Source organism: Sulfitobacter sp. R86518, assembly GCF_042466275.1.
GTDB lineage: Bacteria > Pseudomonadota > Alphaproteobacteria > Rhodobacterales > Rhodobacteraceae > Sulfitobacter > Sulfitobacter pontiacus.
Genome location: NZ_JAXHCA010000009.1, coordinates 40,930 through 58,203 on the forward strand (window position 1 = coordinate 40,930; position 17,274 = coordinate 58,203).

Below are 17,274 nucleotides of genomic sequence, written 5' to 3' on the forward strand. Positions count from 1 at the left end.
TTCTAACCCTTGGATTTCGGCGCAAGGTGGTCGTGCACGATGATGACGCCCCACATGCCCGCCTCCCGGTGGCCGGGTATCAAGCATACGAACTCCAAGTTCATCATATCGGAGAACTCCCAGATCAACTCGGCATTTTGTCCGCGTGGGATCGAAACCGAGTTGGCGCGATCATGTTGCATATCGGGGTGTTCGCGCATCCACTGCTGATGTTTCGCAATTTCGTCAAAGGAGCCGAGAAAGAACTCATGATCCAGAGCGCCTGTATTTCCGATCAAGAACCGAACGACCGATCCCTTTTCAATCTGGATCGCGTCCGGCTCGAAAAGCATGTAGCCGCTTTCTGTCTCCCTGATGGATATTTCGATCGTCCGGTCGAATGAGGAACCGACACCGGGCTTCCCGATCGCATCATGGCCAGGCAATTCAAAGGCCCGCGCATGAGGTTGCTGGCCTTTGCCACTGGAAGCGTTCACTGAGAAAGCCGGAAAGACAAGCATAAGGGCGGCGGTGCAGATTATCAGGAAATTCATAATGCTCGGCTATTTCCGTAGCGCTTGATTTTATTGCCTCAAAGCGTTGGGGCCGGGCGTGTTCGCCTCGGCCCCATTGTCTATCTTCACTTCATCTGCGTGACAGTAAGCTTGCCCTTGACCCGGTCGGCGACGAACTCGATGTCCTGTCCTTCCGCCATCTTGGCCATCATCGCTTCGTCCGCGCGGAATACCATCGTCATCGCGGGCATATCGAGGTTGACCAGAGGGCCGTGGATGATTGTGACCTTGCCGGCCTTGGCGTCGATCTTCTTGATGGTCCCGCTCGTGTATTCCACGTCAGCCTGAGCCATCTGGTCCCCCACTGAGACCGCTCGGTGCATGCCGGATTCGTAGTGACCCGGGATCAGGCACGCGGCTTCGAACGTACCAGCATTCGCGAACGTCCAGACGACCTCACCCGAAGCGCCCGCATCGAGACGGATTCGGTTCGGGTCGTCGTGTTCCATGTCCATCTTGGCCATTTCGATCTTGTGCTCGGCGTTATTTTCAAGCGTGTCGAGAACAAACTCGTGTTCAAGCTCACCCTTGTTCGTGATGTTGAAGCGTATGGTTTCGCCCTGCTTGATGGTCATCTCCTCACTCTCGATCAGCATTTCGCCTTCGTCGTTTTCAAGCAGGGTTACATCAATCGTCCGGTCGACTTTTGCCGTATGGCCGGGCATACCGACGGCCATTTTGGCATGACCAACGTCAGCGAAAGCCCCCGTTGAAGCGAAAAGGACGAGAGAGGTGCTCAGAAGAAATTTTTTCATTTGGTTTTCCTGTAGGTTTGGTTTGCTTGGAGTCGATGAAGGGCCGTTCAGCCCTTCGAGTTTGGTTTTGGTGTGAGAATGGTCTTGGGACTGTTGTTCGACGCGAATTCGGGCAATTCGCCGGTCCATTCGTAGGCCATCTCGCCCGGAGGATTTTCGTACCAGCCGGGATCGGAGTAATCGTCCGCGTCGATGCCGTCCCGCACCTTTACGACCGAAAACATGCCGCCCATCTCGATGGGGCCGTAGGGCCCCCAACCCGTCATCATCGGGATCGTGTTGTCAGGCAGCGGCATTTCCATTTTCGCCATGTCCCCCATGCCGGACATGCCCATGGGCATGTATTCCGGCTGGAACTGACGGATCTTCTGGGTCAGCGGCTTCTTGTTGACCCCGATGAATGTCGGCACATCGTGACCCATGGCATTCATCGTGTGGTGCGACTTGTGGCAGTGAATCGCCCAGTCACCCAGATGGTCTGCGACGAACTCATAGGCGCGCATCGCGCCCACGGGGATGTCGATGCTGACCTCCGGCCATTGCGCTTCTGGCGGCACCCAGCCACCATCCGTGCAGGTGACCTTGAAGTCATAGCCGTGCATGTGGATCGGGTGGTTTGTCATCGTGAGGTTGCCGACGCGTACTCGCACCTTGTCGCCCTTGTTCACGACCAGCGGATCGATGTCGGGGAAGATCCGACTGTTCCACGTCCACAGGTTGAAGTCCGTCATCGTCATGATGCGGGGCACGTATGTGCCGGGATCGATGTCAAAGGCATTCAGCATGATCAGAAAATCGCGATCCACCGGCATGAAGGTGGGATCCTTGGGGTGGACCACGAACATGCCCATCATCCCCATCGCCATCTGGGTCATTTCGTCGCCATGGGGGTGGTACATGAACGTGCCGGACTTCACCAAGTCGAATTCGTAGACAAACGTTTTTCCTGGCGGGATGCTGGGATGACTCAACCCGGAGACCCCATCCATGCCCGAGGGCAGGATGAGCCCGTGCCAATGCACGGTGGTGCCTTCCGGCAGCTTGTTGGTGACGTAGATGCGGACCCGGTCGCCTTCGACTGCTTCGATCGTTGGACCGGTGGACTGGCCGTTGTAACCCCACAAATGCGCGATCATCCCGTCTGCAAGTTCGCGCTCTACCGGTTCGGCGACGAGGTGAAATTCCTTGACCCCGTTGTTCATCCGGTGCGGAAGGGTCCACCCGTTCAGCGTGACCACAGGTGTGTAGTCTGGCCCTGACGACGGACGCGCCGTAATCGCCGTTGCCGCACTGTCCATCTGCGCGGCTTCGGGCAGGCCCATGTTCAGGGTTTGACCCCAGGCTTTTGAAGAGACCAGCGTTGCACCTGCGGCGCCGGCTCCGAGTAATTGACGTCTGTTCAACATGTCAGTTCCTTTCAGTGTCCTGCGCCGCCACCGGCGGCAAGCGTTGCGCCTTCTCCACCAGCACCACCACCGCCTTCGCCGCCGCCATAGATCGCAGCGGTCAGATCGGCCTGTGCCATGTAGAACTCGCGTTTTGCGTTTGCCGCTTCCAGGGATGCGGCAAGTTTCTCGCGCACATCAGTCAGCAGCTCGAAAGTGTTGGTGATCATGCCGTTGTAGGACAGCAAACCCTCTTCTTCGACGGTCGTGCGTAGCGGCACCAGAACGTCGCGGTAGTGGCGAGCGATTTTGTATGCGGCATGATAAGAGGCTTCAGCACCGCGCGCTTCAGACCGGACGTTCACGGCCTTCTCTGCGAGCACGTTGGCCGCTTGAAGATAAGACAATTCCGCCTTGCGCATCCGGGCCTTGCCGGTGTCGTAGATCGGGATCGCGAACTCCACTTCCACCTGAGGCAAAGTCTTGGTTTCAATGTCGCCACTGCCTTCAACTTCACGCTCAAATTCGGCTCCCGCAACGATCTCCAGATCGCTGACAATGCGGGTCTGGTCGGTCAGACCAAACGCCTTGGCCTGCGCTTCCAGGCCAAGTTTGGCAACACGCAGATCCACCCGATTTCTTAGCGCCTTGGCCTCGATGTCGGTCACACGGCCGACAGAACGCGGCAGTGCAGGAAGGGCATCTGGCACATAATAATCGACTTCGGTGCCCCAGAGGCCCATCAACCTGGTCAAAGCCTCCTTGGACCGAGTGGCGTTCAATCGTGCCTGTGCAAGTTGCCCCGCCAGTTCGGCATTGAATGCCTGTTCGCGGGCCTGCCCAGCTTTGTTGAGTGCGCCGGTCTCGCCCAACCTCATCGCCAGTTCAGAGCCGGCGTCAGAGGTCGCTTTCGCGCGCCGCAGATAGCTCACTGCCTCGAAGGCGGCGACTGCATCGACCCATGCCTTTCGCGTCTGATTGGCCAGCGCGAGGGTGTCATTAACCGCACCAAGCTGAGCCTGCCGGAAGCTTGCATCAGCAATGGCCATGCGCTGTTTGCGCGTGGTGGCATCGAGGACGTTCGACCGGATCAGCCCTTCTATCGCCCTGTAGGCACCGAGCTCAGGCGCACCGATTCCCAGGACGCCAATTGAGACGATCGGGTTTTCCGGCGTCGATTGCTGCCAGGCCTCAGCGGCCGAGAGGCCAACATTGACGTAAGACGCTTGCAGACCCTTATTGTTCAGCAACGCAACCTGAACCGCCGTATCGGCCGAGATCGTCTTCTGATGCACCATGCTGTGCACCTGTTTCTTGAGAGCTTCGTTTTCGGCCTGCGTTTCCGCAAACACGGTCCGTTTGCCGATCGCTGGCGTGATCTGGCTGGCCACATTGGCAAAACCGGCCTTCGGTTCGGTGTAGCTTCCCGGTACTGCGGTTGCGCAGGCACCCAAGAAAAGTGGCAAGCCAAGAACCAGCGGAATCTTAGATACCCGCATCAGTTGCCCTCCGTCTGCTCTTGATTGACAGACCGCCAATCACGGGGGCCGGTCGGACCACGATAGGTGTAGCCAGCCAATGGATCTTGATAGCTGATCGGAGACGAAACGGTCGCGTTGACGACAGCCTGTTGTGTCGCAACGGAGGGCAAAGGGGTAGGCTCATAGGCGCATGCGCCAAGCCCGAGGGCCGAAGCCCCCATAAGTAGATGAATTTTCATGAAGGTATCCTGATTGATGAACGATGTCTCACGCAGAGTCTGCGCAAGGCTCACACCCGGATTGGGCGCCGTTTCAGATCAGGAATTGAGGGGGCCGCAGAAACCCTGATGTTTCGACGGAATGCGTCTGACCGCTCAGGATCATATATTCTTTCGCAGCAATAGGATCCGGGAATACCAAGTCTGCGTCTGGAATGACGACAGAAATGCATATTCCGTTACAACACTGAGTTGATTGATGCTCTGTTTCACCAATGTCGGAGGATATGTCATCCACGTCAACTGTCGCCGGGTGTTTCATGTGGTCGGCGTGGATATCAGTTCCCTGACCAACAGTCGGTTCGCTGAGAAGGGCGCTGATCGATCCAGAATGCTGACCATCATGCATTCCCGAGGCCGCGTGTGCCGCAGAAGGTGGAGACAGAACCAGAGCCAACGCAAAAGCGAAGCAAGTGAGGAATTTCACCCATACCGAAGTGGCGACACGCATTCTCATGAACGGAAACTTGGACGTTTTGACAAATTAGTCAACGCTTACAGCGCGGGAAGGTTTGGCACATTCTAGCGAGGCAGGCGAATTCTCGCTGCAAGCGCTCAAAACTGTTGCGCAATAGGTACATAGCAACGTTCACCATTCAGACAGAAGAAGCGAAAATGGCAGGGAGTATGTCTTTAATGACTGGAATTGACGGGACTAAGTCAGTCTTTCCGATCCGTAGCCCGCATCGTGAATCGCTGCCTTCAGAGCGCTTTCATCCAATGCGCTATCTACCTCGACGGAACGCGCAGTCAGGTCACAGGTGACAGTCGCGTGTGGGTCTATCGTCACAATGGCCTTCTTTATCGACGCGGTGCAATGTCCGCAGTTCATGTCCGGCACGCTGAACCTGATCATCACGATCTCCTTCTTGCTGCTGCTACCTAGGGCGTTCCCCTATGGGAAGGTCAATGCCCGAAAAAATTTCTCGATGCACCTGTTGACCTTCCAGCGAATGGAACCCTTATCTCTCGGAGGATCAGAATCAGGAGATTTCCATGTCCGGTCCACACAACGTCCGAATTTCCCTTCAAAACATGTCCTGCGCCTCTTGCGTTGGGCGGGTGGAGCGTGGGCTTTCCGGCCTGCCGGGTGTCAGCGACGTTCGCGTCAACCTCGCCAGCGAGACGGCCCAGGCGCAGATCGACGGGCCGGAGCGCATCTCGGACATCGTCGAGAAGTTGGAAGAGATCGGCTATCCCGTCCGGACTCAGAGCGTTCGTCTGAACGTGGCCTCCATGTCCTGCGCGTCCTGCGTCGGGCGGGTGGACAAGGCGCTGGCGGCGATGCCGGGCGTGCTGGACGTGAACGTCAATCTGGCCTCGGAAACCGCCACGGTGACTTATCTCGAAGGCGCGGTCGTGGTCGCCGACCTGCTCAAGGCGGCGGTTGACGCAGGCTATCCCGCGACCCTGCCGCAGGACAGCGCGCGGGAAGACACGAGTGCCCGCAAGGATGAAGAGGCGCGCAGGCTGGCCCGCAGGACCGCTATGGCGGCGGCCCTCGCCCTGCCGGTGTTCCTGCTGGAAATGGGCGCGCACCTGATCCCCGGGATGCATGGCCTGATCGGCGAAACCATTGGCCACCGGGCCAGCTGGCTGATCCAGTTCGGTCTGACCACCGTGGTCCTGTTCTGGCCGGGGCGCAGCTTCTACACGCTCGGGTTTCCCGCGCTGCTCAAGGGCGCACCGGACATGAACAGCCTTGTCGCTGTCGGCACCTCGGCGGCCTATCTCTATTCCCTCGTGGCGCTCTTCGCGCCCGCGCTGCTGCCCGAAGGGTCGCGCGCGGTCTATTTCGAGGCGGCGGCGGTCATTGTCGTGCTGATCCTGCTGGGCCGCTGGCTGGAAGCCCGCGCAAAGGGCCGGGCCGGGGCCGCGATCCATAAGCTGCTAGGCCTTCAGGCCAAGACCGCACGAGTGGTGGTGGGCGGAGAGCCGCAGGACGTGGCTATCGAACGTATCACTGCGGGCGACATCCTGTTGGTGCGTCCCGGAGAGCGGATCGCGGTGGACGGCGAGGTGACCGAAGGCAGCGCGCGTGTCGATGAGAGCATGATCACCGGCGAACCGGTGCCGGTTGCCAAGTCGGTGGGCGACCCCGTCACAGGCGGGACGGTCAACGGCTCCGGTGCCTTTCGGTTCCGCGCGACGCGAGTGGGGGCGGATACGACGCTGGCCCGGATCATCCGCATGGTCGAAGAGGCGCAGGGGGCGAAGTTGCCGATCCAGGGGCTGGTCGACCGGATCACTCTGTGGTTTGTGCCCGCGGTCATGGCTTTTGCCGCCCTGACCGTCTTGGTCTGGCTGCTGGCCGGGCCGTCACCCGCCCTGTCCTTTGCGATGGTCGCCGGTGTTTCGGTCCTGATCATCGCCTGCCCCTGCGCGATGGGGCTCGCTACACCGACCTCGATCATGGTGGGCACAGGGCGCGCCGCCGAAATGGGCGTGCTGTTCCGCAAGGGCGATGCGCTGCAACAGCTTTCGACAGTGGATGTGGTGGCGCTGGACAAGACCGGCACGGTGACCGAAGGCCGCCCCGAGCTGACCGATCTGGTGCTGGCCGACGGCTTTGACCGCGCCGAGGTGCTGGCGCTGATCGCGGCGGTCGAGGCGCAGTCGGAACATCCCATCGCCGAGGCCATCCTGCGGGCGGCGGAGGCCGAGGGCGTTGCCCGTCACGACGCGCAGAAATTCACCTCCATCACCGGCTACGGTGTCCGGGCAAAGGTTTCGGGCCATGACGTGCTGGTGGGGGCCGACCGTTTGATGACGCACGAAGGGCTGGACATCGGTGCGTTGGCCGACGAAGAGCGCCGCCTGGCCGAACGGGGCCGCACCGCGCTTTACGCCGCCATCGACGGACGCGTTGCCGCCGTCATCGCCGTGGCCGATCCGGTGAAGCGGTCCAGCGCGGCAGCCATCCGGGCGCTGCACGATCTGGGCCTGAAGGTTGCCATGATCACCGGCGACAAGCGCGAGACGGCAGAAGCCATCGCGCGCGAGACCGGCATCGACCATGTGATCGCGGGTGTGCTGCCGGATGGCAAGGTCGCGGCATTGGACGATCTGCGCGGCACGGGCCAGCACATCGCCTTTGTCGGCGACGGCATCAACGATGCGCCCGCGCTTGCCCATGCGGACGTGGGCATCGCCATCGGCACCGGCACCGACGTCGCCATCGAATCCGCCGATGTGGTGCTGATGTCGGGCGATTTGCGCGGCGTGGTCAACGCGCTGGAAGTGTCGCGGCGTACGATGCGCAACATCCGCCAGAACCTGTTCTGGGCCTTCGGCTATAACGTGGCCCTCATTCCGGTGGCGGCGGGGCTGCTCTACCCGGTGTCGGGCCTGCTGCTGTCGCCGGTGCTGGCGGCTGGGGCAATGGCGCTCAGCTCGGTCTTCGTACTGACGAACGCGCTGCGCCTGCGCCGTGTCCGCCCGGCGATGGACGACGCGGCGAAGGCCGCGACTGCCCCCCGCATGTCCCCCCTCCCGGCAGAATGAAACAAGGAGAAAACGATCATGAATATCGGAGACGTGGCCGACCTGTCCGGCCTTCCTGCGAAGACCATCCGCTACTACGAGGACATCGGGCTGGTCGAGCCGCTGCGCAGCGCGAACGGTTATCGCAGCTTTCGGCAGAGCGACGTCCACAAGCTGGCGTTTCTCGGGCGAGCGCGTGCGCTTGGCTTCACAATCGAGGACTGCCGGAGCCTGCTGAAACTCTATGCCGATACCGACCGCGCCAGCGCGGAGGTCAAGCAGATCGCCGAGGAACACCTCGACCGGATCGACCGGAAAATCGCAGAACTGACCGAGATGCGCGCGACGTTGTCGCACCTTGTCGATGCCTGCGCTGGCGATCACAGGCCTAATTGTCCGATTCTCGCAGATCTGGCTATGGAAGAGGATAAGACCCGGACCGCCAGGGCAGCGGATTAAGCGGGCTTAGATACGTCCCGCAGCGGGCAGCGCCACCCACAAGGTGCGACTGGCTGCAGCTATTTCGGAACATTCCAGCGCGGGAAAGTTGTTCCACCTCTAGACTTCACGATTTCGAGAGAGGACAACTTCATGTCATATGGCCGCTTTTTCGCGATGATCGCCACATCTACCGTCGTCATGTTCGGTCTGATGTATCTCAATACCTACCTCTGGACGCATGTGTTCTGGTCGGAAACGCGGGCCTACATGGCTCTCCTGATGGGTGCCACCATGGCGATCATCATGCTGGGCTTCATGCTGTCGATGTATTCCAGCAAGATGGCTAACGCCGCCTTCTTCATCGGTGCCGCCGTGGTCTTTGCCGCCTCGCTTTGGCTGGTCCGCAGCCAGGTGACGGTGGGCGACACCAGCTACATGCGGGCAATGATTCCGCACCACTCGATCGCGATCATGACCTCCAGCCGCGCCGATATCTCGGACCCGCGCGTGCGCAAGCTGGCGGATGAGATCATCTATGCGCAGGACAAGGAAATCGCCGAGATGCGTTATCTGGTGAACGATATCGACGCCAACGGTGACAGTCTGGCACAGTCAGAAAGCGGACCGACGCAGATCATGAGCCTTGACGAGGCGCTATCAACCCCGGAAATCGCCATTCTCGACCTCGAATTTCTTACTACGGAGGACATTGCGCAGATGTTTCCCGGCGGCGCGGCGTGCACGTTCACCTACACCACCACAAGCAGGCCTGCGCTGGCGGTGGGCCGCATCGACGGTGGGAGTGTAGCTCTCGCCAAGATCAGCGGCGATCTGGTGCGGCTGGAGGCTGGCGACGCCGGAAGCACTTGGGGCACGGAAGGCATGACAGTGGCGTTGAGCGCGCCGAGCGGAACCGGCACATTGGACGCAAATAGTGGCGAAATGCAGGACGCCGATCTCGTTCTCGAACTTGGGTCCGGTCTGCGTGCAGGGTATCGCGGATATTACGGTTGCGGTGCCTGAACCAGAAACTGGAGGAAACACTATGCCGAATGACGCATCGAAATCAGCCCAACTCTACCGGATGGTCATGCCGGATCATCTTTGCCCCTATGGCCTGAAGTCCAAGGACCTGCTCGAACGCGAAGGGTACGAGGTTGAGGATCATCACCTGACGACACGCGAGGAAACCGATGCCTTCATGGAAAAGCACGGGGTCGAGACCACGCCGCAGACCTGGATCGGCGACAAGCGGATTGGCGGCTACGACGATCTGCGGGTCCATTTCGGCCTCGACGCGCCGGAAAGCGAGCGCTCGGACACCTCCTATCGGCCGGTGATCGCGATCTTTGCCGTCGCGTTTCTGATGGCGCTCGGCCTGTCATGGTACAGCTTTGGAACCATCCTCAGCCTGCGCGCGCTGGAATGGTTCGTCTCGATCTCGATGTGCTTGCTTGCAGTGCAGAAGCTTCAGGATGTCGAGAGCTTTTCGACCATGTTCCTGAATTACGACCTGCTGGCGCGCCGCTGGGTGCGCTACGGCTATCTCTATCCCTTCGGAGAGGCCTTCGCCGGTATCCTCATGGTCGCCGGGGCGCTCACCTGGCTGTCGGCACCCGTGGCCTTGTTCATCGGCACCGTCGGCGCGGTTTCGGTCTTCAAGGCCGTGTACATCGACAAGCGCGAGTTGAAATGCGCCTGCGTCGGGGGCGACAGCAACGTGCCACTAGGGTTCGTCTCGCTCACCGAGAACCTGATGATGATGGTCATGGGTATCTGGATGCCGATCCGGGTCTACCTGATCGGCTGACGGCCCCGCGACCTCTACAGAGGCGCGGCGTGTACGACCTTGCTGAGTGGTGGAGATGATCCTCACCTACCAGCCATCGCGCCAAGAGCTGGTTCGAGGTTCGTCAGCCGATCGTCGCGAGAAAGGGAAACGTCCCCAGCAACCAATAGGCAAACCGTGACAATTGCCCGGTCATGATGGCAATGCCCATGATGATCATGGCAACACCCGCGCCCTTGTAGAGCCAGCGACCGGCCTTGCCGATCTGCCTGACCCGCGCGGCGATGGCGTCGGTGAACAGCGCCGCCAACAGGAACGGCACCCCCAGCCCCGCGGAATAGATCGACAGCAGCCAGATGCCGTCCGACATGCCGCCGGACGTCGAACTGAGTGTCAGGATCGCGCCGAGGATCGGTCCTATACAGGGTGTCCAGCCAAAGGCGAAGGCCAGTCCCAGCACGTAGGCCCCAAACGGGCGACCGCCGGGAATGTCGAGATTGAAACGGGTATCGCGCGAGAACGTCTCCAGACGAAAGACACCCAGCATGACCAGTCCGAACAGAATGATGATCGCGCCGCCGAGAAAGTTGAGCTCGGAGCGCCATGTCAGCAGCAGGGATCCGAGCGCGCTGGCCCCGGCCCCGAGGGCGACGAAGACCGTCGAAAAGCCCAGGACAAAGCAGGCACTCAACCCGAGCGCCCCGGCGCGCGCCCGCAAGCCGACCGACCGCGTCGTGCGCAAATCCGGCTGACCCGCGATATAGGATACGTAGCCCGGCACCAGCGGCAGGACGCAGGGTGATAGGAAAGAGATGGCTCCCGCCAGGAATGCCGCGAAAATGCCGATGCCGGAAATATCCATCATACATCACGCTCGGTGCTGAAGGGCCACACGGCCCACCAGAACGCGACCAGCGGGACCACCATCCATTGCAAAACAGGTGACAGGCCCGCATCGAGGATCGGAATGATCGGCATCAGGTCCGAATAGGCCCATGCCTCACGGATCACGATGTTGAGCCATTCACTGAACAGCGTGTATCCCAGCCCGAACACCACCGTCAGGACGGTCACAGACCGCCGCGTGGAGGCGACCAGAGGCCAGCCCTGGCCCGTCAGCATGAGGGCAAGCATCAGCGCGCTCATGGCGATCAGGATATCACCACCCGTGCAATGGACGGCTGCGAAAACGATCTCACCCCAAGTGCCCTCGTTCCAGATCGTGTAGAGCGGCATATGCGCGAACTCCCAGAACAAGTTGGCCGGGATGATCACCGCAAAATACCGACGCAGAGCTGTCAGGGAAATTCCGTCTGTTAAGGACAGCCTGACGCCAGTCGCGACGACACTCATTGAAACACACCTGTCAGCCGGTCCCACCAGCTGAGCTCCCGGCGTCGATGCTGGGCATTGTTGATCAACTCGCTGACATAGAGGATCAGGTTCACGTTCTTGAACTCCATGCCATGGAATTTTGCGGCGAACCGCCCACCGATATCCAAGACATGAGTGACTGCCCCGTGCATCATCATGTCGCTGTCGGCGGTCATCGTGAACTCAAGCCCAAAGTCCCGCGCCAGAAGGCGCGTGGTGTCTTCAGCCTGATCGGGCTGCTTGGTCAAAATGACCCAGTTGCTTTGATCGAACCCATGCCGATCCGCGTAATCGCGCAGCACGTCCGGCGTGTCGTTCACCGGATCGGTCGTGATCGAGATGAACTGCACTAAATCCTTCATCGGCCCGTCGTTGATCGAGGCCTGTATGGCCGCGATCTTTTGGGAGTGGAGCGGGCAGACATCCGGGCAGTTGGCGTAGATGAAGTGCAGGATGACCACCTTGTCGCTAAAATCCGACAAGCGCACGGGACTCCCCTCGGAATCCTGCAGCTCGAAACCCGGAGCCTGCGCTGCATCGATGGCTTGGAAGTAGGGCTCCATCTCGAACATGCGCGCATCCAGGTTTTCACCCGGATGATCGGCGAAGGCCGGAGACGAAATCGTGGTCACAAGTATCGCCAAAGCGGCGCGTCGTGTTAGTGCTGTCAATTCTTGAATCCTTCAAAACTTTTGCCTGCCGATCCGTAGACCGACAGGCACTTTCGGCAATTTAGCCGTCAGAATTTGGCGAAGGCATCATGCCGCCGTCCATATTCTCGGTCATGGACGCCATCATCTCGGTGCAGGCTTCCATCATGGGTTTCATTTCGGTCATCATCTTCATCATGTCCATCATGTCGCCGTCCATCATGCCGCCTTGCATGGCCCCCTCATTCTGCATCATTTCGCCCGTTTCCGACGTGGTCTGTTCTTGGGCGCTGACGGCAAATGCACTTGCGGTAAGGGCTGTTGCGACGACGAAGGTTTTAAATGCTTTTCTCATGGTTTTCTCCTTGGGTTGGTTGGTCGTGTGGTTATTGAAAGAGCTCAGTCGGGAGACGCCCCCTCCGGCGATTTGGAGCAGCCCTTTCCAGACCCGCCCTTCATGCACAGACCCAAGCCGCACATCGCGGCACAGGGGGCCAGCGAGACCAGAACAGGCGCGAGCCCGATCGCGGTGAGCCATCCCCAGTTCAAGGCCATGCCGCCCCCCATCACAGTTGCCGCACCGACGAACAGCAATCGTCTGCGCGTCAACCACCGGGGCCAATTTCCTGCGCTTTCGATGTTGGCGGCACCCGCAATGTTGGAAGGTGATATTTCGGTCATCCGGAAAGTCCTTTCGATGATTAAAAGCTAGTCATTCCAGTAACTGGAAGGTCAAGGGTGAGCAGTGGACTTTTGCTGGAATTCATTCAATAAAGCTTCGCAAAAAGGACACCATCTCGGGATCATCCCATTCGGCCGGGCCGACCAGTCGCCCGAGCTCCCGCCCCTGCGCGTCGATCAGGATCGTCGTCGGCAGGCCAACGGTGCGCAGCGCGGTCATCGAAAGCATGGTCTGGTCGACATACATATTGAGATTGGTGACACCGATCTCGTCGTAGAAACGCCGAACGATTTGTGATCCGGCCCGGTCGATGGAAAGGGCAACCACTTCGAAGTCGTCGCCGCCAAGTTCCGCCTGAAGCGCATCGAGCGTCGGCATCTCTTCGCGGCAGGGGACGCACCAGGTTGCCCAGACATTCACGAGGATCACCTTGCCGCGAAAATCTTCCATGTCTCCGCGGCTGCCGTCATCTTTATCGTAGCGCACATTGGCGACAGGCTGCGGGGTGTCGTGAAGTGCAAACCCTTGCGGTGTCGCGAAAGCCGCGCCGACGGACAGTGCCCAGGCGATCAGCGCCGGTTTCAGATTTTTCATGGCGTTTTCTCCTTGGCGGATTGGGTTTTGTGGTCACGGACGATCGGCAGCAGCGTTTCCTGCAGGATTGCTCGTGTGATCGGACCAACATGGCGGTAGGCTATGGTGCCGTCGGGCGCGATGACGTAGGTTTCGGGCACGCCATAGACGCCCCATTCGATACCGGCGCGTCCGTTGATGTCGGCCCCGATGCGCGCGTAGGGATCACCCAACTCGTCGAGCCAGGCGCGCGCCTGATCGGGCGGGTCCTTGTAGTTGATTCCGTAGAGCGGCACCTCACCGGTTGCGCTCAACTCCATGAACAGCGGATGTTCGGCACGGCAGGGCACACACCACGAGGCAAAGACGTTCACCAGCGAGACATGGCCGATCAGGTCCTGCGTCGAAAGACCTTCTTCGCGGCCGAGCACCGGGGGCAGCGCGAAGTCGGGCACGGGTTTACCGAGAAGTGCCGACGGCAAGTCGTCGCCACCCCAAAAAAGCCCCCAACTGAACAGGACCATGAGGGCAAAAGCTATCAGCGGCACCAGCACGAACCCGGAGATTCTGCGTCGCGACACAGGGTCGGCATTTCTCTCGACCTCTTCCGTCATGGCTGCGCCTGCTCATCGGCAAGGGATCGGCTTTCCTGCGACGCGCGGATCCGGTTGGGCCATGTGCTCTTGATGTAGTCGATGATCGCCGTGATCTCATCGTCTGTCAGCACATCCTCATATCCGGGCATGTCGCTTTCGTACCCGTTCCCGACAATCGCCGCCGGTCCGCGTTTCACGATGTCGAACAATACGCGGTCGGGGTGATGCCAGGTATGGCCGGAGGCGTCGTGCGGTGGGGCAGGCAACCTTCCGTTCGGCAATCTGGAGCGCCAATCTAGCTGCCCCTCTAGGTTCGCCCCATGGCAACTGGCGCAATTCTCTTGATATAGGCGCTCACCCATGCGCACGTCGCTCTGCGCCGCAACCGGCAAAACCGTTGTGGCGAGCAGGACAGCCGAGAGCCTAATCGTGTTTTTCACTAAGTTTCCGCCTTCTTGTTACGAGCCACCTACAGAGGACGATGAGTGCCGCGAGCGACGACAGGACAAGCAGGACGCAAAGCGCCCAGACCAACCCCATCGACAACAGGCTGTCGCCGCTGCTGGCACCCTCAATCCGCATTCTGGCACATTTCTATTTTCCGCTGTCCGAACGGATGTATTTGACCAAGGCGATCGCCGCGAGCACCAGCACACCCACGATCAGCAACCAGACGACGCCCATCGCAATCATCATGCCGCCGCCCATCATTCCACCGTCCATCATCATGCATTCCATCCTTTGTTTTCCCTTGAAACCGGTCTGGCACGGATTCGCACCAGACCGCGCGATTGATCATTCGACCGAATATACGGTCGGGCTCAGACCTTCCTCGACGGTGTAAATCTTGAAGGGCTCCTGTTTCGCGCCGCCCATACCCGGCGACCCCAATGGCATGCCGGGAAGAGTCACACCGGCAATTTCCGGGCGCTCTTCCAGCAGCCTGTTGACGACATCAATCGGCACGTGGCCGCTGATGACGTAATCGTCCAAAAAGCCTGTATGGCAGCCTTGGAAGTCATCCGGGATGCCCGCATCGCGGCTGATCTGCGCCAGATCGTGGGTCGGCTTCACCTCCACCGTGAAACCGTTCTCGCGCAGATAGTCCGCGTAACTCTCGCAACATCCGCATTGTGGGTTCTTGTAGAGCGTGACCTCCTGCGCCGCGGCAGGCGCGGCATTCAGGCTCATCGCAAGGACGGCGACGGCACCTGCCGTGCCGAGGCTGGCAAATCCAAGTATCTTCTTTATCGGTTCATTCATTTTCATGGTCCTAAGTGTGTGAGTTTCAGGTTTTGGTCGTGCCAGGTTCGACACGGATGACGCCCATCATGCCCGCCGCCTGGTGTTCCAGAATGTGGCAATGGAACATCCAGTCACCGGGATTGTCCGCGGCGAACGCGATCTCGACCCGTTCTTCGGGTGCCATCAGGACGGTGTCCTGCCATTCGCGATACCGAGTTGGTTGTCCGTTGCGGGCGATCACACGGAACGAATGCCCGTGAAAATGGATCGGATGGTGCCAGGCGGTGCGATTATCCATCTCGAACACGTGCGACGTGCCCTGCGGCAGGACCAGCAAGGGGTCCATCATATGACCCGTCGCGGCTTCTCCGTTGATGAACCACATGTTGCCCTCGCGCATCTGGTCCATCATCGACCCCATACCGCTGCCCATCATCATCTGCCCCATCATTCCGCCGTTGAAGACGATCTGGTGCCGCGCGGCCGACGCCATGTCCGGTTCGACCAGCGGGTTGGGCGGCAGGTCCATCGACCAGTCCGGTACCGCGTCCCGCAACCTGTCCGGTCCGTAGGCAAGATCGACCAGCCGGTATTCGAGCCCCTCGTAGAAGGTATCGATGACGGTCACGGCGTCTCCAGGCTTGCCGGTCATGTCGATCACCAGATCGACACGCATGGCCGGGCCGATCACAACGATGTTGCTATCAGGGACATGAGGCGTCACGGGCTGACCGTCCAAAGCGACTACGACAGGCTCAAGAGCCCCGAAATCCAGCCCAAAAATCCGCGCGTTCGCTGTGTTGATCAATCGCAGCCGGATACGTTCGCCGGACCGCACCGCAATGCGCTCCGGCATCTGACCGTTGATCGTCACGGAATTCCCGATACGACCGCCATGCATGGCGTCGTGGCGGCTGCCGAAGTCACCCGCAATCTGTCCGTCGCGGGTCATGCGCCAGTCGTCCAGCATCCAGGTCAGGTCCCGATCCACGCGGATCGGGTCCGCTTCCTCGACAATCAGCGGCCCGTAAAGGCCGCGTCCGACCTGTTCGGAACTGCGCTGGTGCGGATGGTACCAGAACGTGCCCGCATCCAGCGCATCGAATTCGTAAAGGAATTCGCCCGCGACGGGGATCGGGTCCTGCGTGAGGAACGGCACCCCGTCCATCGCATTGGGCGTGCGGATGCCATGCCAGTGGATTGTGGTCCCTTCATCCAACCCATTCTGAGCCAGAACCCGGATACGGTCGCCTTGCCGGACCCTGATTTCAGGACCGGGGACGGATCCGCTATAGCTCCAGACATTAGTCGGGCCGTATGGCAACGGTCGCAGGGCGGCCTGTCCGGATGCCGCGCGTAGGACGAATGGGTCCCCAGTTGGATCGGCCATCGCCATTCGTGCAGGTGACAGAGCGGATAGGGCTGTTAATGCGGCACCTGTGCGAAGCACGTGCCTTCGTGAAATCGGTCTGTGGAGGATCATCGCATTTGCCTTGATCTGAAAGGGCCGCACTCAGCCAGCTTCGGCCAAGGCAACAATCAGGCCTCGCAGCAGGCGAGGCCGGTATCAGGTTCAAACAGGCAGTTTGGGAGGGAACGGATCAAGCGACGGATTTGCGCCGACTGGGATCAAAGGTTCGGCACCCCGGATGGCAGTACCAAAGGGCATCGCGAGCCGCTCTGACGGCATCTTGGCAAGGAGGTCAGAAGTACCGCTGGAGCCGCAAGGAACAGGACACCCACCTTCACAGGCAGTACCGTCAGCAAATCCAGCGGGATCGCAACCATTGCAGAGGCCATCGGCGCTTTCGGCAGTTTCCATCTGCGCCATCGCCGTGTCCGACATACTTGCCGACGACGCATCCGGCGCAGTCACGGCGCCGAAAGTCAGCATGAGAATCAAAACAAGGCGAAAAACGCGGATCATGTGGCGCTTATGCCACCTTCCAGTAAGGGGAGGTCAAGCGATATTCTGTAACTTAGACGTG

The 17,274-nt window shown here is 60.1% G+C and carries 23 protein-coding genes; 4 read left to right on the plus strand and 19 right to left on the minus strand.

Translation table 11 applies throughout. The annotated features are described in order from the left end of the window. Positions 1-2: 2 nt before the first annotated feature. The 7 genes from SJY36_RS17720 to SJY36_RS17750 form a co-directional block, all read right to left on the minus strand. Positions 3-533, minus strand: coding sequence for a plastocyanin/azurin family copper-binding protein (locus tag SJY36_RS17720; protein ID WP_243252142.1), 531 nt, complete (start codon positions 531-533; stop codon positions 3-5). 86 nt (positions 534-619) lie between these two features. Continuing rightward, entirely contained in the window at positions 620-1,309 is a 690-nt protein-coding gene (locus SJY36_RS17725) for a copper-binding protein (protein ID WP_243252144.1), read from the minus strand. Between the two features lie 47 nt (positions 1,310-1,356). Then, entirely contained in the window at positions 1,357-2,715 is a 1,359-nt protein-coding gene (locus tag SJY36_RS17730) for a multicopper oxidase family protein (protein ID WP_110476940.1), read from the minus strand. Positions 2,716-2,726: 11 nt separating this feature from the next. After that, the gene (locus SJY36_RS17735; RefSeq protein WP_243252145.1) at positions 2,727-4,193 is read right to left on the minus strand and encodes a TolC family protein; all 1,467 of its coding nucleotides are present in this window, start codon (positions 4,191-4,193) and stop codon (positions 2,727-2,729) included. Further along, entirely contained in the window at positions 4,193-4,414 is a 222-nt protein-coding gene (locus tag SJY36_RS17740; protein WP_221227929.1) for a hypothetical protein, read from the minus strand. Before SJY36_RS17740 ends, SJY36_RS17735 begins: the two co-directional genes overlap by 1 nt. A gap of 73 nt (positions 4,415-4,487) precedes the next feature. Beyond that, positions 4,488-4,910, minus strand: a complete 423-nt coding sequence (locus SJY36_RS17745; RefSeq protein ID WP_386176762.1) for a hypothetical protein — start codon at positions 4,908-4,910, stop codon at positions 4,488-4,490. Positions 4,911-5,108: 198 nt separating this feature from the next. Further along, positions 5,109-5,309 (minus strand): heavy-metal-associated domain-containing protein, encoded by a 201-nt coding sequence (locus SJY36_RS17750; RefSeq protein ID WP_037941729.1) that lies wholly within the window; start codon positions 5,307-5,309, stop codon positions 5,109-5,111. Between the two features lie 140 nt (positions 5,310-5,449). On the opposite strand from SJY36_RS17750, the gene SJY36_RS17755 reads away from it, so the two are divergent. From SJY36_RS17755 to SJY36_RS17770, 4 genes are all read left to right on the plus strand, one after another. Continuing rightward, positions 5,450-7,957, plus strand: a complete 2,508-nt coding sequence (locus SJY36_RS17755; RefSeq protein ID WP_386176763.1) for a heavy metal translocating P-type ATPase — start codon at positions 5,450-5,452, stop codon at positions 7,955-7,957. An 18-nt stretch (positions 7,958-7,975) separates the two neighbouring features. Further along, a complete protein-coding gene (cueR, locus tag SJY36_RS17760) occupies positions 7,976-8,395 on the plus strand; it encodes a Cu(I)-responsive transcriptional regulator (protein WP_037941731.1) in 420 nt (139 codons plus the stop codon). Positions 8,396-8,527: 132 nt separating this feature from the next. Further along, on the plus strand, positions 8,528-9,400 hold the full coding sequence (locus SJY36_RS17765; protein WP_037941732.1) for a DUF305 domain-containing protein: 873 nt from the start codon (positions 8,528-8,530) through the stop codon (positions 9,398-9,400). A gap of 22 nt (positions 9,401-9,422) precedes the next feature. Next, positions 9,423-10,187 (plus strand): MauE/DoxX family redox-associated membrane protein, encoded by a 765-nt coding sequence (locus SJY36_RS17770; RefSeq protein WP_184583059.1) that lies wholly within the window; start codon positions 9,423-9,425, stop codon positions 10,185-10,187. Positions 10,188-10,290: 103 nt separating this feature from the next. On the opposite strand, the gene SJY36_RS17775 is transcribed toward SJY36_RS17770, so the two are convergent. From SJY36_RS17775 to SJY36_RS17830, 12 genes are all read right to left on the minus strand, one after another. Further along, a complete protein-coding gene (locus tag SJY36_RS17775) occupies positions 10,291-11,031 on the minus strand; it encodes a cytochrome c biogenesis CcdA family protein (protein ID WP_037941734.1) in 741 nt (246 codons plus the stop codon). Further along, complete coding sequence (locus SJY36_RS17780; protein WP_051843822.1) at positions 11,028-11,519, minus strand: hypothetical protein; 492 nt, start codon at positions 11,517-11,519, stop codon at positions 11,028-11,030. Before SJY36_RS17780 ends, SJY36_RS17775 begins: the two co-directional genes overlap by 4 nt. After that, entirely contained in the window at positions 11,516-12,211 is a 696-nt protein-coding gene (locus tag SJY36_RS17785) for an SCO family protein (RefSeq protein ID WP_340246777.1), read from the minus strand. Before SJY36_RS17785 ends, SJY36_RS17780 begins: the two co-directional genes overlap by 4 nt. 61 nt (positions 12,212-12,272) lie before the next feature. Further along, positions 12,273-12,545, minus strand: a complete 273-nt coding sequence (locus SJY36_RS17790; RefSeq protein ID WP_132998288.1) for a hypothetical protein — start codon at positions 12,543-12,545, stop codon at positions 12,273-12,275. Between the two features lie 44 nt (positions 12,546-12,589). Further along, the gene (locus SJY36_RS17795; protein WP_037941737.1) at positions 12,590-12,871 is read right to left on the minus strand and encodes a hypothetical protein; all 282 of its coding nucleotides are present in this window, start codon (positions 12,869-12,871) and stop codon (positions 12,590-12,592) included. A gap of 82 nt (positions 12,872-12,953) precedes the next feature. Beyond that, positions 12,954-13,466, minus strand: a complete 513-nt coding sequence (locus SJY36_RS17800; protein WP_037941738.1) for a TlpA disulfide reductase family protein — start codon at positions 13,464-13,466, stop codon at positions 12,954-12,956. After that, the gene (locus tag SJY36_RS17805; protein ID WP_037941739.1) at positions 13,463-14,059 is read right to left on the minus strand and encodes a DsbE family thiol:disulfide interchange protein; all 597 of its coding nucleotides are present in this window, start codon (positions 14,057-14,059) and stop codon (positions 13,463-13,465) included. Before SJY36_RS17805 ends, SJY36_RS17800 begins: the two co-directional genes overlap by 4 nt. Further along, positions 14,056-14,433, minus strand: a complete 378-nt coding sequence (locus tag SJY36_RS17810; RefSeq protein WP_240558221.1) for a cytochrome c — start codon at positions 14,431-14,433, stop codon at positions 14,056-14,058. Before SJY36_RS17810 ends, SJY36_RS17805 begins: the two co-directional genes overlap by 4 nt. A gap of 202 nt (positions 14,434-14,635) precedes the next feature. Beyond that, entirely contained in the window at positions 14,636-14,770 is a 135-nt protein-coding gene (locus tag SJY36_RS17815) for a hypothetical protein (protein WP_268874242.1), read from the minus strand. A 66-nt stretch (positions 14,771-14,836) separates the two neighbouring features. Continuing rightward, positions 14,837-15,310 (minus strand): DUF411 domain-containing protein, encoded by a 474-nt coding sequence (locus SJY36_RS17820; RefSeq protein WP_235602561.1) that lies wholly within the window; start codon positions 15,308-15,310, stop codon positions 14,837-14,839. 19 nt (positions 15,311-15,329) lie between these two features. After that, the gene (locus tag SJY36_RS17825) at positions 15,330-16,676 is read right to left on the minus strand and encodes a multicopper oxidase family protein (RefSeq protein WP_235183690.1); all 1,347 of its coding nucleotides are present in this window, start codon (positions 16,674-16,676) and stop codon (positions 15,330-15,332) included. A 183-nt stretch (positions 16,677-16,859) separates the two neighbouring features. Then, positions 16,860-17,213 (minus strand): hypothetical protein, encoded by a 354-nt coding sequence (locus SJY36_RS17830; protein ID WP_037941746.1) that lies wholly within the window; start codon positions 17,211-17,213, stop codon positions 16,860-16,862. Positions 17,214-17,274 lie beyond the last annotated feature (61 nt).